The organism is Sphingomonas beigongshangi (genome assembly GCF_016820445.1).
Lineage (GTDB): Bacteria > Pseudomonadota > Alphaproteobacteria > Sphingomonadales > Sphingomonadaceae > Sphingomonas > Sphingomonas beigongshangi.
Genome location: NZ_JADHDT010000002.1, coordinates 150,983 through 164,795, shown reverse-complemented (window position 1 = coordinate 164,795; position 13,813 = coordinate 150,983). Strand labels below are relative to the sequence as shown.

Genomic DNA, 13,813 nt, shown 5'->3' with positions numbered 1-13,813 from the left:
GAAAGCGGTACCGGCCCCCGCCCGCACCCGGCCGCCCATCCAAGATAGGCTGATCGGGCGGCCGGGTGCGGGTGGGGGCCGGTACCGCGCCCATCCGGCTATGCTGGATCGCACGGCAGCCACGGCGGGCGGCAGGAAAAAGGCGGCCCGGCACCAGCAATGCCGAGCCGCCAGGAACGCCTAGGGAGCTATCCAGGCGTGTTCGAAAAAAGGATCAGAGCGCGTTCGTCGCGGCGGCGTTGCCGGGGACGTCGGCGGGCAGCGCCTGATTGTCCGCCGGCGCATCGAGATTGCCGCCATCGGTGACGATAGCGTCATTCCCCGCCCCGCCTTCCTCGTTGAGGGTCAGCGTCTCGTCGGCCGCGGCGGCGTTGTTCACGGCGCCGTTGCTGCCGCAGGCGGCGAGGCCGAGCGTCGTGGCGACAGCGAACGGCAGGAGGAAGCGTGTTTTCATTGGTAATCTCCCTGTTGAAAATGATGCCCGCGCACGCCGGCGCCGAGCAGAGTGAAGAAGGCGCGGCTGGCGGGCGATCGCCCGCAATCCCATTCGGGATGCCATTGCACGCCGAGGATCGCGGACCCGCACGGGCAGGCGGACACCGCCTCGATCAGTCCGTCTTCGGCTCCGGTCGCCTCGACCGACAAACCCGCGCCGAGCCGGTCGATGCCCTGTTGGTGAACCGAATTGACGCGCAGCCGCCGTGCCCCGGTCGCGGTGGCGAGCCGGCCGCTCGCGGGAAGCTCGACATCGTGGGCATGATCGAACAGCGCATCATAATCGCCGTCCCAGGCCCCGGGATGGTGCGAGGTGACGGGGCCGAGCGAGCCGCCGAACAGGACGTTGATCTCCTGCAGACCGCGACAGATGCCGAAGACCGGCTTGCCCGCGTCGATCATCCGTCCGGCGAGACCGAGCGCAACCGTGTCGCGATCGCGATCGATCGTCTGACCGTCGGGCAGCGCCGCGCCGCCGTAGCGCTCCGGCGCGACATGCGAGCGCGCACCGGTCAGCAACAGCCCGTCCAGCATCGCGGCGAGACGGGGCAGGTCGACCGCTTCCGGTATCGCTGGGATCAGGAGCACGCTGGCGTCCGCAAGCGCGGTCAGCGGCGCGACGAACCGGCTGGCGACCGCCTGGACCGGTCGTCCGGCCTGTTCATTGCAGCAGACGATGCCGACCAGCGGACGGACGCCGTTCAGCGATCGCTGCTGGCCGGTCATGCGGCAGGTTCCGCGAGCACGCCGAGCAGCGCGTGCGCGGCACCGCGCGGCAGCACCCGGGCTTCGGGCTGGGTCACCACCGCACCCTCCGGGACATCGGTCAACAGCCAGACATTGCCGCCGATCGTCGCGCCGGCGCCGATCGTGACGCGGCCCAGGATCGTCGCGCCGGCATAGATGACGACATCGTCGCCGATGATCGGATGCCGTGCATAGCGGGTGCGGGGCCCGTCGCCACCGAGGCCGAGCGGCGTGCGCGCGCCCAGCGTGACATGCTGGTACAGCCGTACGCGATTCCCGACGATCGCGGTTTCGCCGATCACGACCCCCGTGCCGTGATCGATGAAGAAGCGTTCGCCGATCGTCGCGCCCGGGTGGATGTCGATGCCGGTACGCGCATTGGCGAGTTCCGAGATCAGTCGCGCGACGATCGGCGCGCCGAGTGCGTGGAGCGGATGCGCCAGCCGGTGATGCAGGCTGGCGATCGCGCCCGGATAGCAGAGCAGGATCTCGTCGGTGCTGCGCGCGGCGGGATCGCCGACGAAGGCCGCGTCGATATCGCTGTCGACGAGGCGCCGGATCTCGGCGAGCTGCGCGGCGAACAGGCGCACGATCGTCGCGGGCTGGTCGGCGTCGAAGCGGGCGTCGCTTTCGGCTTGCCAATAGCCGAGCTCGTGCGCGACCTCGCGCTCCAGCTCGGCGAAGGCGGCGGTGATGCGCGCGGCGACGAACCGATCCTCCTCGATCCGCGTGCCGCGGAGCTGCCCGAGCCGGCGCGGGTAGAGCGCTTCGGACAAATGGATGACGATCCGCTCGACGGCGCCGAGCGACGGGAACCGTGCCTGGCGATGCGCTTCGCTTTGCCGCGCGCGCCAGGCGTCGCGTGCGGCGCCGAGCGCCGCGACCGCGTCGCTGATCGACGCCCCGGCAAGGGGGCGCGCGATCCCGAAAGGAAGAGCGTGTCCCATCGCCCGCAAGGTTATCCCATCGGAATAGTGGGAATAGGAAGAAAAGCTTTGTGCCGATCAAGCAGGCCTGGTCAGGCGATGGTCGCCCGGGACGTTGCCCGGGACGTCGCGCCGGACAGGGCGTCGATCGCCGCCCACCCGTCAAAGCCGACGTGACGCAGGCGCAGGAACCGCCGTGGCGTCATGCCGCCGAGCGCGATCGTTGCCACCGGCATGCCCCGCGCGATTGCTGCCGCGCGTCGGCTGCCGAGCGGCCGCGCGCCCGGGTGGGATCGGGTGGGGTAGACAGGAGACACGAACAGATAGCGTGCGCCGGCGCGGGCGCCTGCGACGGCTTGCCTGCGGTCGTGCGCGGCATGCGTCAGCGGTCGACGGCCGCCATGGCCGGGCGCTCCCGGCAGGTCGCCCGCGGCGGAGATGCGCAATCGGCGCGCGGCGGCGATCCGGCGGACGCGCAGGAACAGTGCATGGCGATCGGCGCGCGGCAGATCACGATGGCGGAAGACGACGCCCGCGCCGGGCGGAAGCGCCCGCAGCGCGGCGACCGGGTCGTCCGGCATGCGCGGGTCGGTCATCAGCCAGGCGGCGCGCATCGGGTTCAGATTGCGGTTCAGATCGCGCACGGCGCCGCTATAGCGGCACGCATGACCGAGACCAATTCTCCCCTCGACACGACGCGCGCGCAAATCGCGCAGGCAGCGAAGCTTGCCGGCCGCAAGCCCGGCGACGTCACGCTCATCGCCGTCTCCAAGACGCATGCCGCCGCCGCGATCCGGCCGCTGCTCGACGCCGGCCACCGAGTGTTCGGCGAGAATCGCGTGCAGGAGGCGGCGACGAAATGGCCGGAGCTGCGTGCGGCCTATCCCGGCGTCGAACTGCATCTCGTCGGTCAGCTGCAATCGAACAAGGCCGACGAGGCGGTGGCGCTGTTCGACGCGATCCACAGCGTCGATCGCCCCTCGCTCGTCGACGCGCTGGCGAAGGCGATGGACAAGGCCGGACGCCGTCCCGCCTGCTTCGTCCAGGTCAATATCGGCGAGGAGGCGCAGAAGGGCGGATGTGCGATTCCCGACCTGCCGGCTTTGATCGACCAGGCCAGGGCCGTGGGCCTGCCGGTCGCCGGGCTGATGTGCGTCCCCCCGGCGGACATCGAGCCCGCGCCCTATTTCGCACTGCTCGCCAAGTTGGCGCGCGATCATGGGCTGGACGGGCTCAGCATGGGCATGTCGGCGGACTATTCGACGGCGGTGACGCTGGGCGCGACGCATGTGCGGGTGGGCAGCGCCCTGTTCGGCGCGCGCGCGAGCGCGACGGCGTGAGGTTCGAGGGCATCCTGTTCGATTTCGACGGCGTGCTGATCGAAAGCGAATATGCGGGCAACCGGCACCTCGCCGAACTGCTCACCGCGGCCGGCCATCCGACGACGCCGGAGGATTCGATGGCGCATTTCATGGGACTGTCGGGCGAGGATTTTCGCGACGCGATCCGGCGCTGGATCGGCGGGCCGCTGCCGGCGAACTTCGAGGCGGCGCGCGCCGCCGAGGATGCGCGCGCCATGGCGGAGGGCGTCGGCGCGGTGGAGGGCGCGGTCGCGTTCGTCCGGTCGCTGCCGCGCGACCTGCCGAAGGCGGTCGTCTCGTCCAGCCATACCGCGTGGATCCGCCGCCACCTCGACCATATCGGCCTAGGCGACGCGTTCGGCGATCATGTCTACAGCGGTCGCGAGCATGTCGCGAAGGGCAAGCCGGCGCCCGACCTCTATTGGTACGGCGCGAAGGCGATCGGCGTGCCGATCGAACGCTGCGCGATCCTGGAGGATTCGCCGGTCGGCGCGACGGGGGCGGTCGCCTCCGGCGGCTATGTCATCGGCGTGTGCGCCGGCACGCATTGCGGCATCGGCCACGCCGACCGGCTGCGTGCGATCGGCGTCGATGCGATCGCGGCGGATTTCGCGGCGGTGGCGACGCTGGTGGGGCTGTAAGCCCCGCCTACAGCTTGGGACCCGCCACTGCCGCGCGCGACTTCTTGGGCAGGTCCTTGAACAGCGCGACCAGCGCCGGATTGCGCGCGTCGCGGATCGCGTAGTCACGCGCCGACATGCCGGCAAGATTGTCGGTCTGATCCGGGTCGGCGCCCTTCGCGAGCAGGACGCGGGTGAGTTCGACGTCGCGATTGTTGACCGCCAGGATCAGCGGCGTCTGCCCCTGGCCGTTCGCGAGATTCGGATTGGCCTTGTAGCCGAGCAGCAGTGAGACGAGATCCTCGCGCCCCGCCATCACCGCCAGGATCAGCGGCGTATTGCCCTTTGCGTCGCGGATGTTCGGGTCAGCCTTATGCTGCAGCAGATATTGCATGTAGAGCGTGCCGGCGTGGCTGGTGAGGATGTGCAGCGCGCCCTTGCCGGTGGTCACCTGCTTGGTGTTGATGATCGTGCTGCCCGGCGCCTCGATCATGTCGGTGACCGTCTTGCCGTCCTCCTTGTCGATCGCCGACAGGAATTTGTAGCTTTCCGACTGCTGCTGCGCAGCGACGGGAACGGCGGTGGCGGCAAGAGCGGCGGCGGGGATGGCGGCGGAGAGAAGGCGGCGGGCGTTCATCGATGGTCCCTTGGCAAAGACGGGCGCGCAAGTGGGCTTGCCCGGCCGTCGGTAACAGATCATGGCTGGCGTGGTCATGAACATTCTGCGTCGCCTTCCGCTCGCCGCCGCGCTTCTCCTCGCCGCCTGCCACGGCGGCAGCGCCAAACCCGGGGAGCCGCCGCTCGCCGGCGCGAAGATCGGCGGGGCGTTTTCGCTGACCGATCAGGACGGGCATCAGGTCACCGACCGCAGCTTCGCGGGCAAGTACCGGATCATGTACTTCGGCTACACCTTCTGCCCCGACGTGTGTCCGACCGACATGGCGACGGTCGGACAGGCGATGGCGCTGCTGGCGAAGAAGGACCCGGCTCTCGCGGCGAAGGTCGTGCCGGTCTTCGTCACCGTCGATCCGGAGCGCGACACGCCGGCGGTGCTCAAGCGGTTCGTCGCGGCCTTCTCCCCGACGATGGTCGGACTGACCGGCAGCCCCCAGGCGATCGCCGCGCTGGCGCAGGCTTATGGCGTCTTTTCGGGCAAGGGCGAGACGCAGCCGGGCGGCGGCTATCTGGTGAACCACAGCCGCGCCACCTATCTGATGGATCCGGACGGCAAGCCGCTGGCGCTGCTGCCCGCCGACAAGGGGCCGCAGGCGGTGGCCGACGAGATCGAACGCTGGGCGAAATGACGAAATTCTGGGAGTTGCCGATCGAGCAGCTCGACCGCGGGCAATGGGAAGCCTTGTGCGACGGCTGCGGCAAATGCTGCATCCACAAGCTGGAGGACGAGGAGACGGGCGAGGTCTATCCGACCAACGTCGCCTGCCGACTGCTCGACCGGCGCACCGGCTTCTGCTCCGACTACAAGAATCGGCGCGCCTATGTGCCGGAATGCGTGCGGCTGACCGCGGGCAACGTCCGCGACATCGACTGGCTGCCGTCGACCTGCGCCTATCGGCTGCGCGCCGAGGGGCGGCCGCTGCCTGACTGGCATTATCTGATCTCCGGCGACCGCGAGAGCGTGCATGCGGCGGGACAGTCGGTGCGCGGCTGGACGGTCAGCGAGGACGAGGTCGGCGACCTCGAAAACCACGTCGTCGATCGCGCGCTGTAGGACGGACGGCGTGACGGACATCGAGGTCGTCCGCCACCCGACCGCGCGGCGCATCCGGCTGGTCGTCGATCCGGCGAACGGCACCGTACGACTGGTGCTGCCAAGGCGCGCGGCGATGAAACCGGCCCTCGCCTGGGCACAGGGCAAGGCGGACTGGATCGCCGCCCAGCGCGCGGCCCTGCCGCAGGCGGTGCCCTTCGCACCCGGCGCGGTGCTGAGCGTGGCCGACGAGACGCTGACGATCGGCTGGACGGCGGGCAGCCGGCGGCGCGTCGAGCGGATCGGCGACACGCTGTCGCTGTCCGGCCCGATCGAGACTCTGCCCCGCCGGGTCGAAGCGTGGCTGCGCGCGCGGGCACTCGAGACGCTGTCGGCGGAGACCGCGCATTATGCCGCCAAAGCGGGCGTCACCGTGTCGAAGGTCGCGATCGGGGACGCGCGCGGTCGTTGGGGTAGCTGCGCGGGGGACGGAACGATCCGATACAGCTGGCGGCTGATCCTCGCCCCAGCCTGGGTGCGACGCGCGACCGTCGCGCACGAGGTGGCGCACCGCGTCCACATGGACCATTCGCCCGCCTTCCACGCGGTGGTCGCGCGGCTCTACGAGGGCGATGCGACCGCCGCGCGCGCCTGGCTGCGCGCGCACGGCGCAGCGCTTCACTGGGTCGGGCGATCGTCCGGCTGACGCTGCGGGGGCAGGTCGCCGCGCGGTAGCGGCTGGCGGACCGGCGGCGGCGCGTTGCGGCGGTCGTCGCGGGGAGCGGCGTCGCGGCCCGTGACCCGATCGATCAGGTCGTCGAGCTGCTGTTGCGGCTGTGTCCGCGACGGCGGGCCGGGCTGTGGAGCCGGCGTGCTGCCGTCACCGTCCTGCTCGTCGCCGACCGTCGCCTGGGGGGGAAGCGGGTTGCCGTCCGGATCGACCATCGCGGCGCCATTGTCCGGCTGGCCGAAATAGCTCTCCTCGTCCGGCTCCAGCTGCCATTCCGGCAAGGTCACCTGCGTATCGAACTGTTCGATCGGGCGGTTCGCGACCGCCTGCTTCATATAGTCGGCGAAGGCGCGCGCCGGCGCGGTGCCGCCGTGCAGCCCGGAAACCGGGCGCGCGTCGTCGCGGCCCATCCAAACGCCCGTCGTCAGCCCCGACGAGAAGCCGAGGAACCAGCCGTCCTTCAGCGAGGTCGTCGTGCCCGTCTTACCCGCGACCGGGCGGCCGATCTGCGCGGCGCGGCCGGTGCCGGTGTTCACCGTGGTCTGCAGCAGGTCGATCATCTCGGCCGCGACATAGGGGGCGACCAGCACGTGGCTGCGATCGACCTCGTGCGTGTAGATCGTCTGGCCGTTGGCGGTGACCCGGGTGATGCCATAGGGCGCGATGGCGACGCCCTTCGCGCCGACGCTGGCGAAGGCGCGCGTCATGTCGATCAGCCGCACGTCCGACGTACCGAGCACCATCGCGGGATGGGTGTTGATCGGGGTCGTGATGCCGAAACGCCGGGCCATGTCGGCGACGGTGGTGAAGCCCACCTCCTGCCCCAGCTTGGCCGCCACGGTGTTGAGCGAATAGGCGAATGCGGTGCGCAGGCTGACGGGGCCGGAATTATGGCGCGAATCGTTGCGCGGGCTCCAGCCGTCGATCGTCACGGGCTCGTCGACGATCGTGTCCTCGGGCTTGTGACCGGCTTCCAGCGCCGCGAGGTAGACGAACAGCTTGAACGCCGAGCCCGGCTGGCGCACCGCCTGCGTGGCGCGATTGTAGATCGAGGTGATGTAATCCTTGCCGCCGACCATCGCGCGCACGGCGCCGTCACGGTCGAGGCTGACCAGCGCACCCTGCACGCCGTCGGGCGCATTGGCGCGGATCGCGGCGTCGGCCGCCTTCTGCATCGCCGGGTCGAGCGTCGTCCATACCTCGAGCGGCGCCTGCGTCTCGTCGATCAGCGTATCGAGCTGGGGCAGCGCCCAGTCGGTGAAGTAGCGCGCCGAATTCTGCTGCTTTTCCGGCGTCAGCTTGAGGTCGGCGACGTCCGCCGCGTCCGCTTCCGCCTGGGAGATATCGCCGGCGCGCACCATCTGCTGCAGCACGACCCCGGCGCGGCCCTTGGCCGCATCGACGTCCGCGGTCGGCGAATAGTTGGACGGCGCCTTGACCAGGCCGGCGATCACCGCAGCCTCGCCGAGGCTCAAGCTGTTCGCGCTGTGACCGAAGAATTTGCGGGAGGCCGCGTCGATCCCATAGGTGCCGCCGCCATAGTACATCTTGTTCAGATACAGCTCGAGGATCTCGTCCTTCGAGAATTTGCGCTCGAGCGCCAGCGCGAGGATCCACTCGCGGAACTTGCGGCCGAACTTCTTCTGGTTGTTCAGGAAGACGTTGCGCGCCAGCTGCTGCGTGATGGTCGAGCCGCCCTGCACCCAGTGGCCGCGTTCGTAGCGGACCTGGACCGACCGGAGGATGCCGATCGGGTCGACGCCGGGATGGCTGCGGAAACGGCGATCCTCCACTGCAACGGTCGCCTCGCGCATCACCTGCGGGATCTGGCCATAGGCCAGCCACTCGCCATAGCTCGGCCCGAGCGAGGCGATCACCGTGCCGTCGGCGGCATGGACGCGGATCATCTGGCCGTTGGGCGACGACTTGAGCTGGTCGAAGCTCGGCAGCTGCGAGCGGGCGACATAGACGGCGATGACGAGCGCGCCGAATGCGAGCACGGCAAGGCCGACCAGAAGCTGGAGCGTGACGATCAGCCGGCGGCGCCAGGGGGATCGCGGGGCGGGGCGGGGGGTACGCGCACGGGCCATGAGCAGGCGACGCAGATACGCGCTCGTGTGCGATCCAGCAAGGCTGGATCGAGGCGGTGTCGGCCCTCACCGCCCATCCAGGATACGCTGTGCGGGCGGCCGGCATCGCGTCCGAGCAATCGGATCGGACTCCGACCCGCGCGGCGGCAAGCGATCAGACAGATGTCTCCGGCACCGGACGAGCGCGGAATTCCAGTGCGACGCTGTTGATGCAGTAGCGCCGCCCCGTCGGCGGCGGTCCATCGTCGAATTGATGGCCCAGATGGCTGTCGCAGCGCGCGCAGCGCGTCTCGGTCCGGGTCGTGCCATGGTGCGTATCGCTGTGATCGGTGATCCGGTCGGATGCGACGGGACGGGTAAAGCCTGGCCAGCCGCACCCCGCGTCAAACTTGTCGGCCGAATCGAAGAGGTCGAGGTGGCACGCGACGCAATGGTAAAGCCCGTCGGCCCTGTTGTCGGTGAGCGTGCCGGAATAGGCCGGCTCGGTGCCGGCCTCGCGCAGAACGTGATATTGCGCGGGGGAGAGACGCTTGCGCCACTCTGCCTCTGACACGTTCAGCTGGTCCATACGCTCGTTCTTCCGCCCGATATCCGATGCGTCAAGGTCGCTGGCCGACCCTCGTCATCTGCGCCACCCAGCCGACGAGCGATGTCGGGATGACGGGAAGGAACCTGGCTGCACGGCGGCTTTCGGCCAGTCGACGCGCCGCGCCGGCGATCGCGATGGGGGCGGCGATGCGTCGTGCGAAGCGCGCCTGCCAGTCCGGCGCGCTTTCGCCGCGCAGCCGCGCCTGGCCTGCTCCGATGCCGCTCGCGATCGCGATGCCCATCCCCTCGCCGGCGAGCGAGGGAATGACGCCGGCCTGGTCGCCTAGGCGGTACAGCCCCTGCTCCGTCGTCCGCGCCCGCCAGCCATAGGGAACATTGGCGATGGCATCGACGGGCGGGTCCGCCGTCAGGTCCGCGAGCCGCTCCGCCAGGACGGGTGCCTCGCGCGCCAGTTCGGCGAGCAGCGCGGCGGGGCTTCCGGCCTCGTTCAGGCGCGAGCGATGCACGGCGAGGCACAGGTTCGCGCTGCCATCCTCCTGCAGGACGAGCCCGACATAGCCGCGGTCGAACAGGTGCAGTTCGACCCGGCCCGCCATTGCCGCGCGGTTGGCAGCGGAGGGCGACAGGCGCACGCGCAGGCCGAGCGTCGGATCATCGCCCCGGGCGCCGGCCGGTCGTGCCGATCCGCGCAGGTCGTGCTTGCCGGTGGCGAGGAAGATTGCGTCGCCCGCCATTTCCCCGCCGTCCGCGAGACGCGCGACACCGTTCTCCAGCGTGCGGACCGTGACCCCTATCTCCACCGCCGCGCCCGCGCGCACCGCGGCGTCGCGCAGCAGGCCGTCCAGGCGTCGCCGCGAGACGCCCATGCCGCCGCCGGGCAGCGTCGCGGTGCGACGGTGCCGTCCGGCGAACAGCGCGACGGTATCGATCGGGTCTCCGCCGAGCGTGGCGGGATCCACCCCGAGCGTGGCCAGCCGCTCCAGCGTACGCCAGCTGACGAAGCCGCCGCAGATCGCGTCCGCCGCCGCATGGCGTTCGAGCACGACCGGCCGCACGCCGCCGCGCGCCAGCGTGATCGCCGCCGCACTGCCGGCCGGGCCGCCGCCGACGATCAGCGCAGGCGTTCGACGCATAGCCGGAACGGAAAGGCGCGGAAGACGCGCGCATCGGACACGCCGGCGGCGGCGAGCAGCGGTTGCCACTCCCCGGGCCGATAGCTGCGCGCGATCGACAGGCGCCCGTCGTGGCGGACGATCGGATGCCAGCGGGCGAGGCGGGCGAGCAGCGGGAAGCCGGCATGGGCGAAGGCATGACGATGCAGATCGTTGACGAACCAGCCCGCGCGCGCCTCTTCTTCCATGAAGCGCAGGAACGCGACGAGCTGGTCGCGGGTCATGTGATGCGCAACGAGACTGCTGATGACGACGTCCCAGCCCTGTCCCGAAAGAGCGGCGTAGTCGCCGGTGATATAGCGTATGGGTGCATCGGCGGGCGTATGCCGACGCGCTGCCGCCTCGCTGCGAGGATTGAGGTCGATGCCGACGAGATCGACCGCGATCCGCCGGCGGCGCGCCCAGGCGGCGATCGCGCGCAGCATGTCGCCGTCCCCGAAGCCGACGTCGAGCAGCCGCAGCCGGTCGCGCCCGGCGCTTGCGCGATCGAGGAAGGCGAGCGTCGGACGCCGCGCGAGGGTGACGCTGTTGACGCGCGCCAGATCGGCGACGACGGCGGCATAGACGTCGCCGGGCAGGTCGTCGGCGTCCATGCGCTCTTCTTCCTGGGCGCGATGGGCCAGGTTCATCCGACATGCTCCAGCGCCAGTCCCTCGGCGGCAAGGCCCGGACCGAAGGCGAGCGCGACGCCCTGTCGTTGCGGCGGCGGATCCGCGAGCATCGCCGCCAGCACGGCCATCAGCGTGACCGACGACATGTTGCCCTTTTCGGCGAGCACACGCCGCGACTGGGCCAGTGCGTCGGGCGGCAGCGCCAAGGCATGGCCGACGGCGTCGAGGATGGATCGCCCGCCGGCATGGACCGCCCAGAAAAGCTCTGCCGGCGGCACGCCGCCCGTGACACGCGCGACAAACGCTGGATCCGCGAGCGCGTGGCCGATCCGCCCCGGCACGGCACCGTCCAGATGCATGGCGAAGCCCTGGTCGGTGATCGTCCAGCGGATGAGGTCGGCGCTGTCGGGCAAGGCGGCGGCAAAGGGGGTGCCGAGCGCGATCCCACCGGCTTCGGACGTCACCAGCGCGGCGGCGGCACCGTCTCCGAACTGGAGCATCGCGAGCAGCGGTTCGATCGCATGCGTGTCCTGCAGGTGCAGGGTCGACAACTCCACGGTGACGACGAGCACGCGCGCCATCGGCTCCGACCGGACGATGTGACGTGCCGTGCGTAGGGCCGCGGCCGCGGCGTAGCAGCCCATGAAGCCGATCAGCGTCCGTTCCACGGACGGGGAAAGGCCGAGCGACCGTGCCAGGATCTGGTCGATCCCCGGTGCCACGAACCCGGTACAGCTGGCGACGACGAGATGGGTGATCCCGCCGCAGTCGATCCGCTGCGCCAGGGCTTCGACCGCGTCCCGCGCAAGGGCGGGCGCGCGATCCGCATAGACGGCCATCCGCGCCTCGGTCCCGGGCATGCGGCCCGCGTAGAAGCCCCCCGGCCCGACCGGATCGGCGAGCACGGACCAGCGATGGCCGATCCCCGCCCGCGACGCCATGCGCCGAAAGACGGGCCGCATGGCGGGATCGATCCGCGCCGATGCCCAGTCGATGAAGGCATGGTGGATGTCATGCGGGGGAGTAGCGGTACCGATGGCACGAACGAAGGCGGACAACTTGGGCCTTTCACTAAAAACTGCCCGCGCCGGGCGAGCCCGGGGGACAGCTTTGCATAACGCGCGGCGGCGGCGAACGCCGCATGGTGCCGCCATCCCCCGGTCTTCGCGTACTTATCCCGTCGAATGCCTCCGTTTTGAAGCAAAAGGAACCATAAACCGAATTGGCGATATATCGGAATGAACTTGTTTTTATTCGCTGGCGAATGATAGTTCGCCTATCCGCTGGCAGCCGGGGAGAGCTTCGTGGCGAATGAATCCATCGCAACGCTGGTAAAGGATCTGAGCACGCAATTGTCCGCGATCGCGGTTGAATTTGGCGGGCGTGCGGATCGTCTGGCGCGACAGACATCGCTGTCGGCGCACGCGACGAACCGCGATGCAAGCGACATCGCACGACAGTTGCTCGCACAGCGCAGCGCGCGCTTCGACTATCTGCCGGCCGAATTGTTTCACGAGCCGGCCTGGGACATGCTGCTGGCGCTGTTCGTCGCGCACGAGGAACGGCAGACGATGAACGTCAAGACGCTGGTCGGGAGCGCCAATGCGCCGGTGACGACGTCGCAGCGCTGGATCGATCATCTGCACAAGCTCAAGCTGATCGACCGCGTGATCGACCCGACCGACCGCCGCCGGATGGAGATCTCGCTCAGCGACACGGGCCACGCGGCGGTCCTCGCATATCTTCAGCGGCTCGGCGCGGACGGTCGCTGAGACCGCCGGGTCCGCATCCGACGCCTGCAATCGCATCCGATCCGGAGGATTGATAGGGCCGCTGCCGGAACCGGTTCCACCGAGGGGCGACATCGCACCCGTTCTGGTTCGGTAGCGGTTGATTAACCCCGGCGCCTCATCATCGGCGCCCTGATGAATGCGGGCGCTTTCGCGTGCCGGGGGGCTGTCGGTCACGTCGACCGGCCGGCGCATGCCGGCCTGGAGACGGCAGAAACCGACGATCATGGTCCGCCGGCGCGAACGCGCGATCCGCGGTCGGCGCAAGGGCACCATGATGCAGACTTCTCCAGCCTCTGTCACGCCGCAGGAGGCGCTGGACCGGCGTAGCGGACAGCGCCACGCGCTCGTCCTGCTTATCGGCAAGGTCCGTCATGCCGGTCGGGAGGCGGCCTGTCTCGTCCACGACATATCGGCGGGCGGCATGAAGGTGCGGTTCACCGAACCGCATCGCGTCGACGACCGGCTGGAGATCGAGGTGCGCGGCCTGCCGCCCGTCCGTGGCACCATACGCTGGGTGAATGGATGCAAGGGCGGCGTGGAATTCGACGCGCCGCAGGACCTGGCGCGCGTGTTCCGCCTCCGCGACGACGACGGACATGTCATGCGCACGCCGCGGTTCGCGATGGAGGCGAGCGGCACGCTCCGCCTGCTCGAGCGCCGCTGGGCGGTCGACATCCTCGATATCTCGCCCGGCGGCGCGAAGCTGGAAGGCGAGACGGGCGCGGAAATCGGCCAGGCCGGCAGCATCACTTTGCCCGACCTGCCGACGCCGGTCTTCGGCGTCGTCTGCTGGACGCAGGATAAAAAGCTGGGCTTCCGCTTTTCGAGCCCGCTGACGCTCGACATGCTCGCGCGCGTCCTGGGCTGCTGCTGATCTTTTGAAGCCCTTCTTCACCGCCGGCGAAGAAGGATGGTGCGGTCGAGAAGACTCGAACTTCCACGGCCTTTCGGCCACAACGACCTCAACGTTGCGCGTCTACCAGTTCCGCCACGACCGCACGTGATAAGAAC

Annotated in this window: 17 protein-coding genes and 1 tRNA gene; 7 read left to right on the top strand and 11 right to left on the bottom strand. The window is 69.7% G+C overall.

From position 1 onward, the window contains the following. Positions 1–214: 214 nt before the first annotated feature. The 4 genes from IQ292_RS03980 to IQ292_RS03965 all read right to left on the bottom strand — a co-directional run bounded on the left by IQ292_RS03980 (position 215) and on the right by IQ292_RS03965 (position 2,812). Entirely contained in the window at positions 215–454 is a 240-nt protein-coding gene (locus tag IQ292_RS03980) for a hypothetical protein (RefSeq protein ID WP_203309026.1), read from the bottom strand. Next, positions 451–1,221, bottom strand: a complete 771-nt coding sequence (locus IQ292_RS03975) for a gamma-glutamyl-gamma-aminobutyrate hydrolase family protein (RefSeq protein WP_203309025.1) — start codon at positions 1,219–1,221, stop codon at positions 451–453. The genes IQ292_RS03980 and IQ292_RS03975 overlap by 4 nt, the downstream gene beginning before the upstream one ends. Next, positions 1,218–2,189, bottom strand: coding sequence for a serine O-acetyltransferase EpsC (gene epsC, locus IQ292_RS03970; protein ID WP_203309024.1), 972 nt, complete (start codon positions 2,187–2,189; stop codon positions 1,218–1,220). The genes IQ292_RS03975 and epsC overlap by 4 nt, the downstream gene beginning before the upstream one ends. Positions 2,190–2,260: 71 nt before the next feature. Next, complete coding sequence (locus IQ292_RS03965; protein WP_287979190.1) at positions 2,261–2,812, bottom strand: thiamine phosphate synthase; 552 nt, start codon at positions 2,810–2,812, stop codon at positions 2,261–2,263. Positions 2,813–2,833: 21 nt separating this feature from the next. On the opposite strand from IQ292_RS03965, the gene IQ292_RS03960 reads away from it, so the two are divergent. Together IQ292_RS03960 and IQ292_RS03955 are read left to right on the top strand one after the other, a co-directional pair. Continuing rightward, positions 2,834–3,508 carry a YggS family pyridoxal phosphate-dependent enzyme gene (locus IQ292_RS03960; protein ID WP_203309023.1) on the top strand — a complete coding sequence of 225 codons (675 nt, stop codon included), beginning with the start codon at positions 2,834–2,836 and terminating at the stop codon, positions 3,506–3,508. Continuing rightward, a complete protein-coding gene (locus tag IQ292_RS03955; protein ID WP_203309022.1) occupies positions 3,505–4,170 on the top strand; it encodes an HAD family hydrolase in 666 nt (221 codons plus the stop codon). Before IQ292_RS03960 ends, IQ292_RS03955 begins: the two co-directional genes overlap by 4 nt. Positions 4,171–4,177: 7 nt before the next feature. On the opposite strand, the gene IQ292_RS03950 is transcribed toward IQ292_RS03955, so the two are convergent. After that, entirely contained in the window at positions 4,178–4,786 is a 609-nt protein-coding gene (locus IQ292_RS03950; protein WP_203309021.1) for an ankyrin repeat domain-containing protein, read from the bottom strand. A gap of 76 nt (positions 4,787–4,862) precedes the next feature. Here IQ292_RS03950 and IQ292_RS03945 point away from each other — a divergent pair, with 76 nt between their 5' ends. The 3 genes from IQ292_RS03945 to IQ292_RS03935 are packed head-to-tail and all read left to right on the top strand — an operon-like array spanning position 4,863 to position 6,563. After that, positions 4,863–5,453 carry an SCO family protein gene (locus IQ292_RS03945; RefSeq protein WP_203309020.1) on the top strand — a complete coding sequence of 197 codons (591 nt, stop codon included), beginning with the start codon at positions 4,863–4,865 and terminating at the stop codon, positions 5,451–5,453. Then, complete coding sequence (locus tag IQ292_RS03940; RefSeq protein ID WP_203309019.1) at positions 5,450–5,878, top strand: YcgN family cysteine cluster protein; 429 nt, start codon at positions 5,450–5,452, stop codon at positions 5,876–5,878. Before IQ292_RS03945 ends, IQ292_RS03940 begins: the two co-directional genes overlap by 4 nt. A gap of 10 nt (positions 5,879–5,888) precedes the next feature. Further along, positions 5,889–6,563 (top strand): YgjP-like metallopeptidase domain-containing protein, encoded by a 675-nt coding sequence (locus IQ292_RS03935; RefSeq protein WP_203309018.1) that lies wholly within the window; start codon positions 5,889–5,891, stop codon positions 6,561–6,563. Here the strand turns inward: IQ292_RS03935 and IQ292_RS03930 are convergent. The 5 genes from IQ292_RS03930 to IQ292_RS03910 form a co-directional block, all read right to left on the bottom strand. Then, a complete protein-coding gene (locus IQ292_RS03930) occupies positions 6,536–8,677 on the bottom strand; it encodes a transglycosylase domain-containing protein (RefSeq protein ID WP_203309017.1) in 2,142 nt (713 codons plus the stop codon). The genes IQ292_RS03935 and IQ292_RS03930 overlap by 28 nt on opposite strands. A 154-nt stretch (positions 8,678–8,831) precedes the next feature. Next, a complete protein-coding gene (gene msrB, locus IQ292_RS03925) occupies positions 8,832–9,245 on the bottom strand; it encodes a peptide-methionine (R)-S-oxide reductase MsrB (RefSeq protein WP_203309016.1) in 414 nt (137 codons plus the stop codon). Positions 9,246–9,276: 31 nt separating this feature from the next. Then, positions 9,277–10,359, bottom strand: coding sequence for an NAD(P)/FAD-dependent oxidoreductase (locus IQ292_RS03920; RefSeq protein ID WP_203309015.1), 1,083 nt, complete (start codon positions 10,357–10,359; stop codon positions 9,277–9,279). After that, positions 10,338–11,027, bottom strand: coding sequence for a methyltransferase domain-containing protein (locus IQ292_RS03915; RefSeq protein ID WP_203309014.1), 690 nt, complete (start codon positions 11,025–11,027; stop codon positions 10,338–10,340). Before IQ292_RS03915 ends, IQ292_RS03920 begins: the two co-directional genes overlap by 22 nt. Next, positions 11,024–12,067, bottom strand: coding sequence for a type III polyketide synthase (locus IQ292_RS03910; protein WP_238940789.1), 1,044 nt, complete (start codon positions 12,065–12,067; stop codon positions 11,024–11,026). Before IQ292_RS03910 ends, IQ292_RS03915 begins: the two co-directional genes overlap by 4 nt. 246 nt (positions 12,068–12,313) lie before the next feature. Here IQ292_RS03910 and IQ292_RS03905 point away from each other — a divergent pair, with 246 nt between their 5' ends. Then, complete coding sequence (locus IQ292_RS03905; RefSeq protein WP_203309012.1) at positions 12,314–12,781, top strand: helix-turn-helix domain-containing protein; 468 nt, start codon at positions 12,314–12,316, stop codon at positions 12,779–12,781. 295 nt (positions 12,782–13,076) lie between these two features. Then, entirely contained in the window at positions 13,077–13,676 is a 600-nt protein-coding gene (locus IQ292_RS03900) for a PilZ domain-containing protein (protein WP_203309011.1), read from the top strand. A 37-nt stretch (positions 13,677–13,713) separates the two neighbouring features. Here IQ292_RS03900 and IQ292_RS03895 read toward each other — a convergent pair. Continuing rightward, positions 13,714–13,800, bottom strand: a tRNA-Leu gene (locus IQ292_RS03895). Positions 13,801–13,813 lie beyond the last annotated feature (13 nt).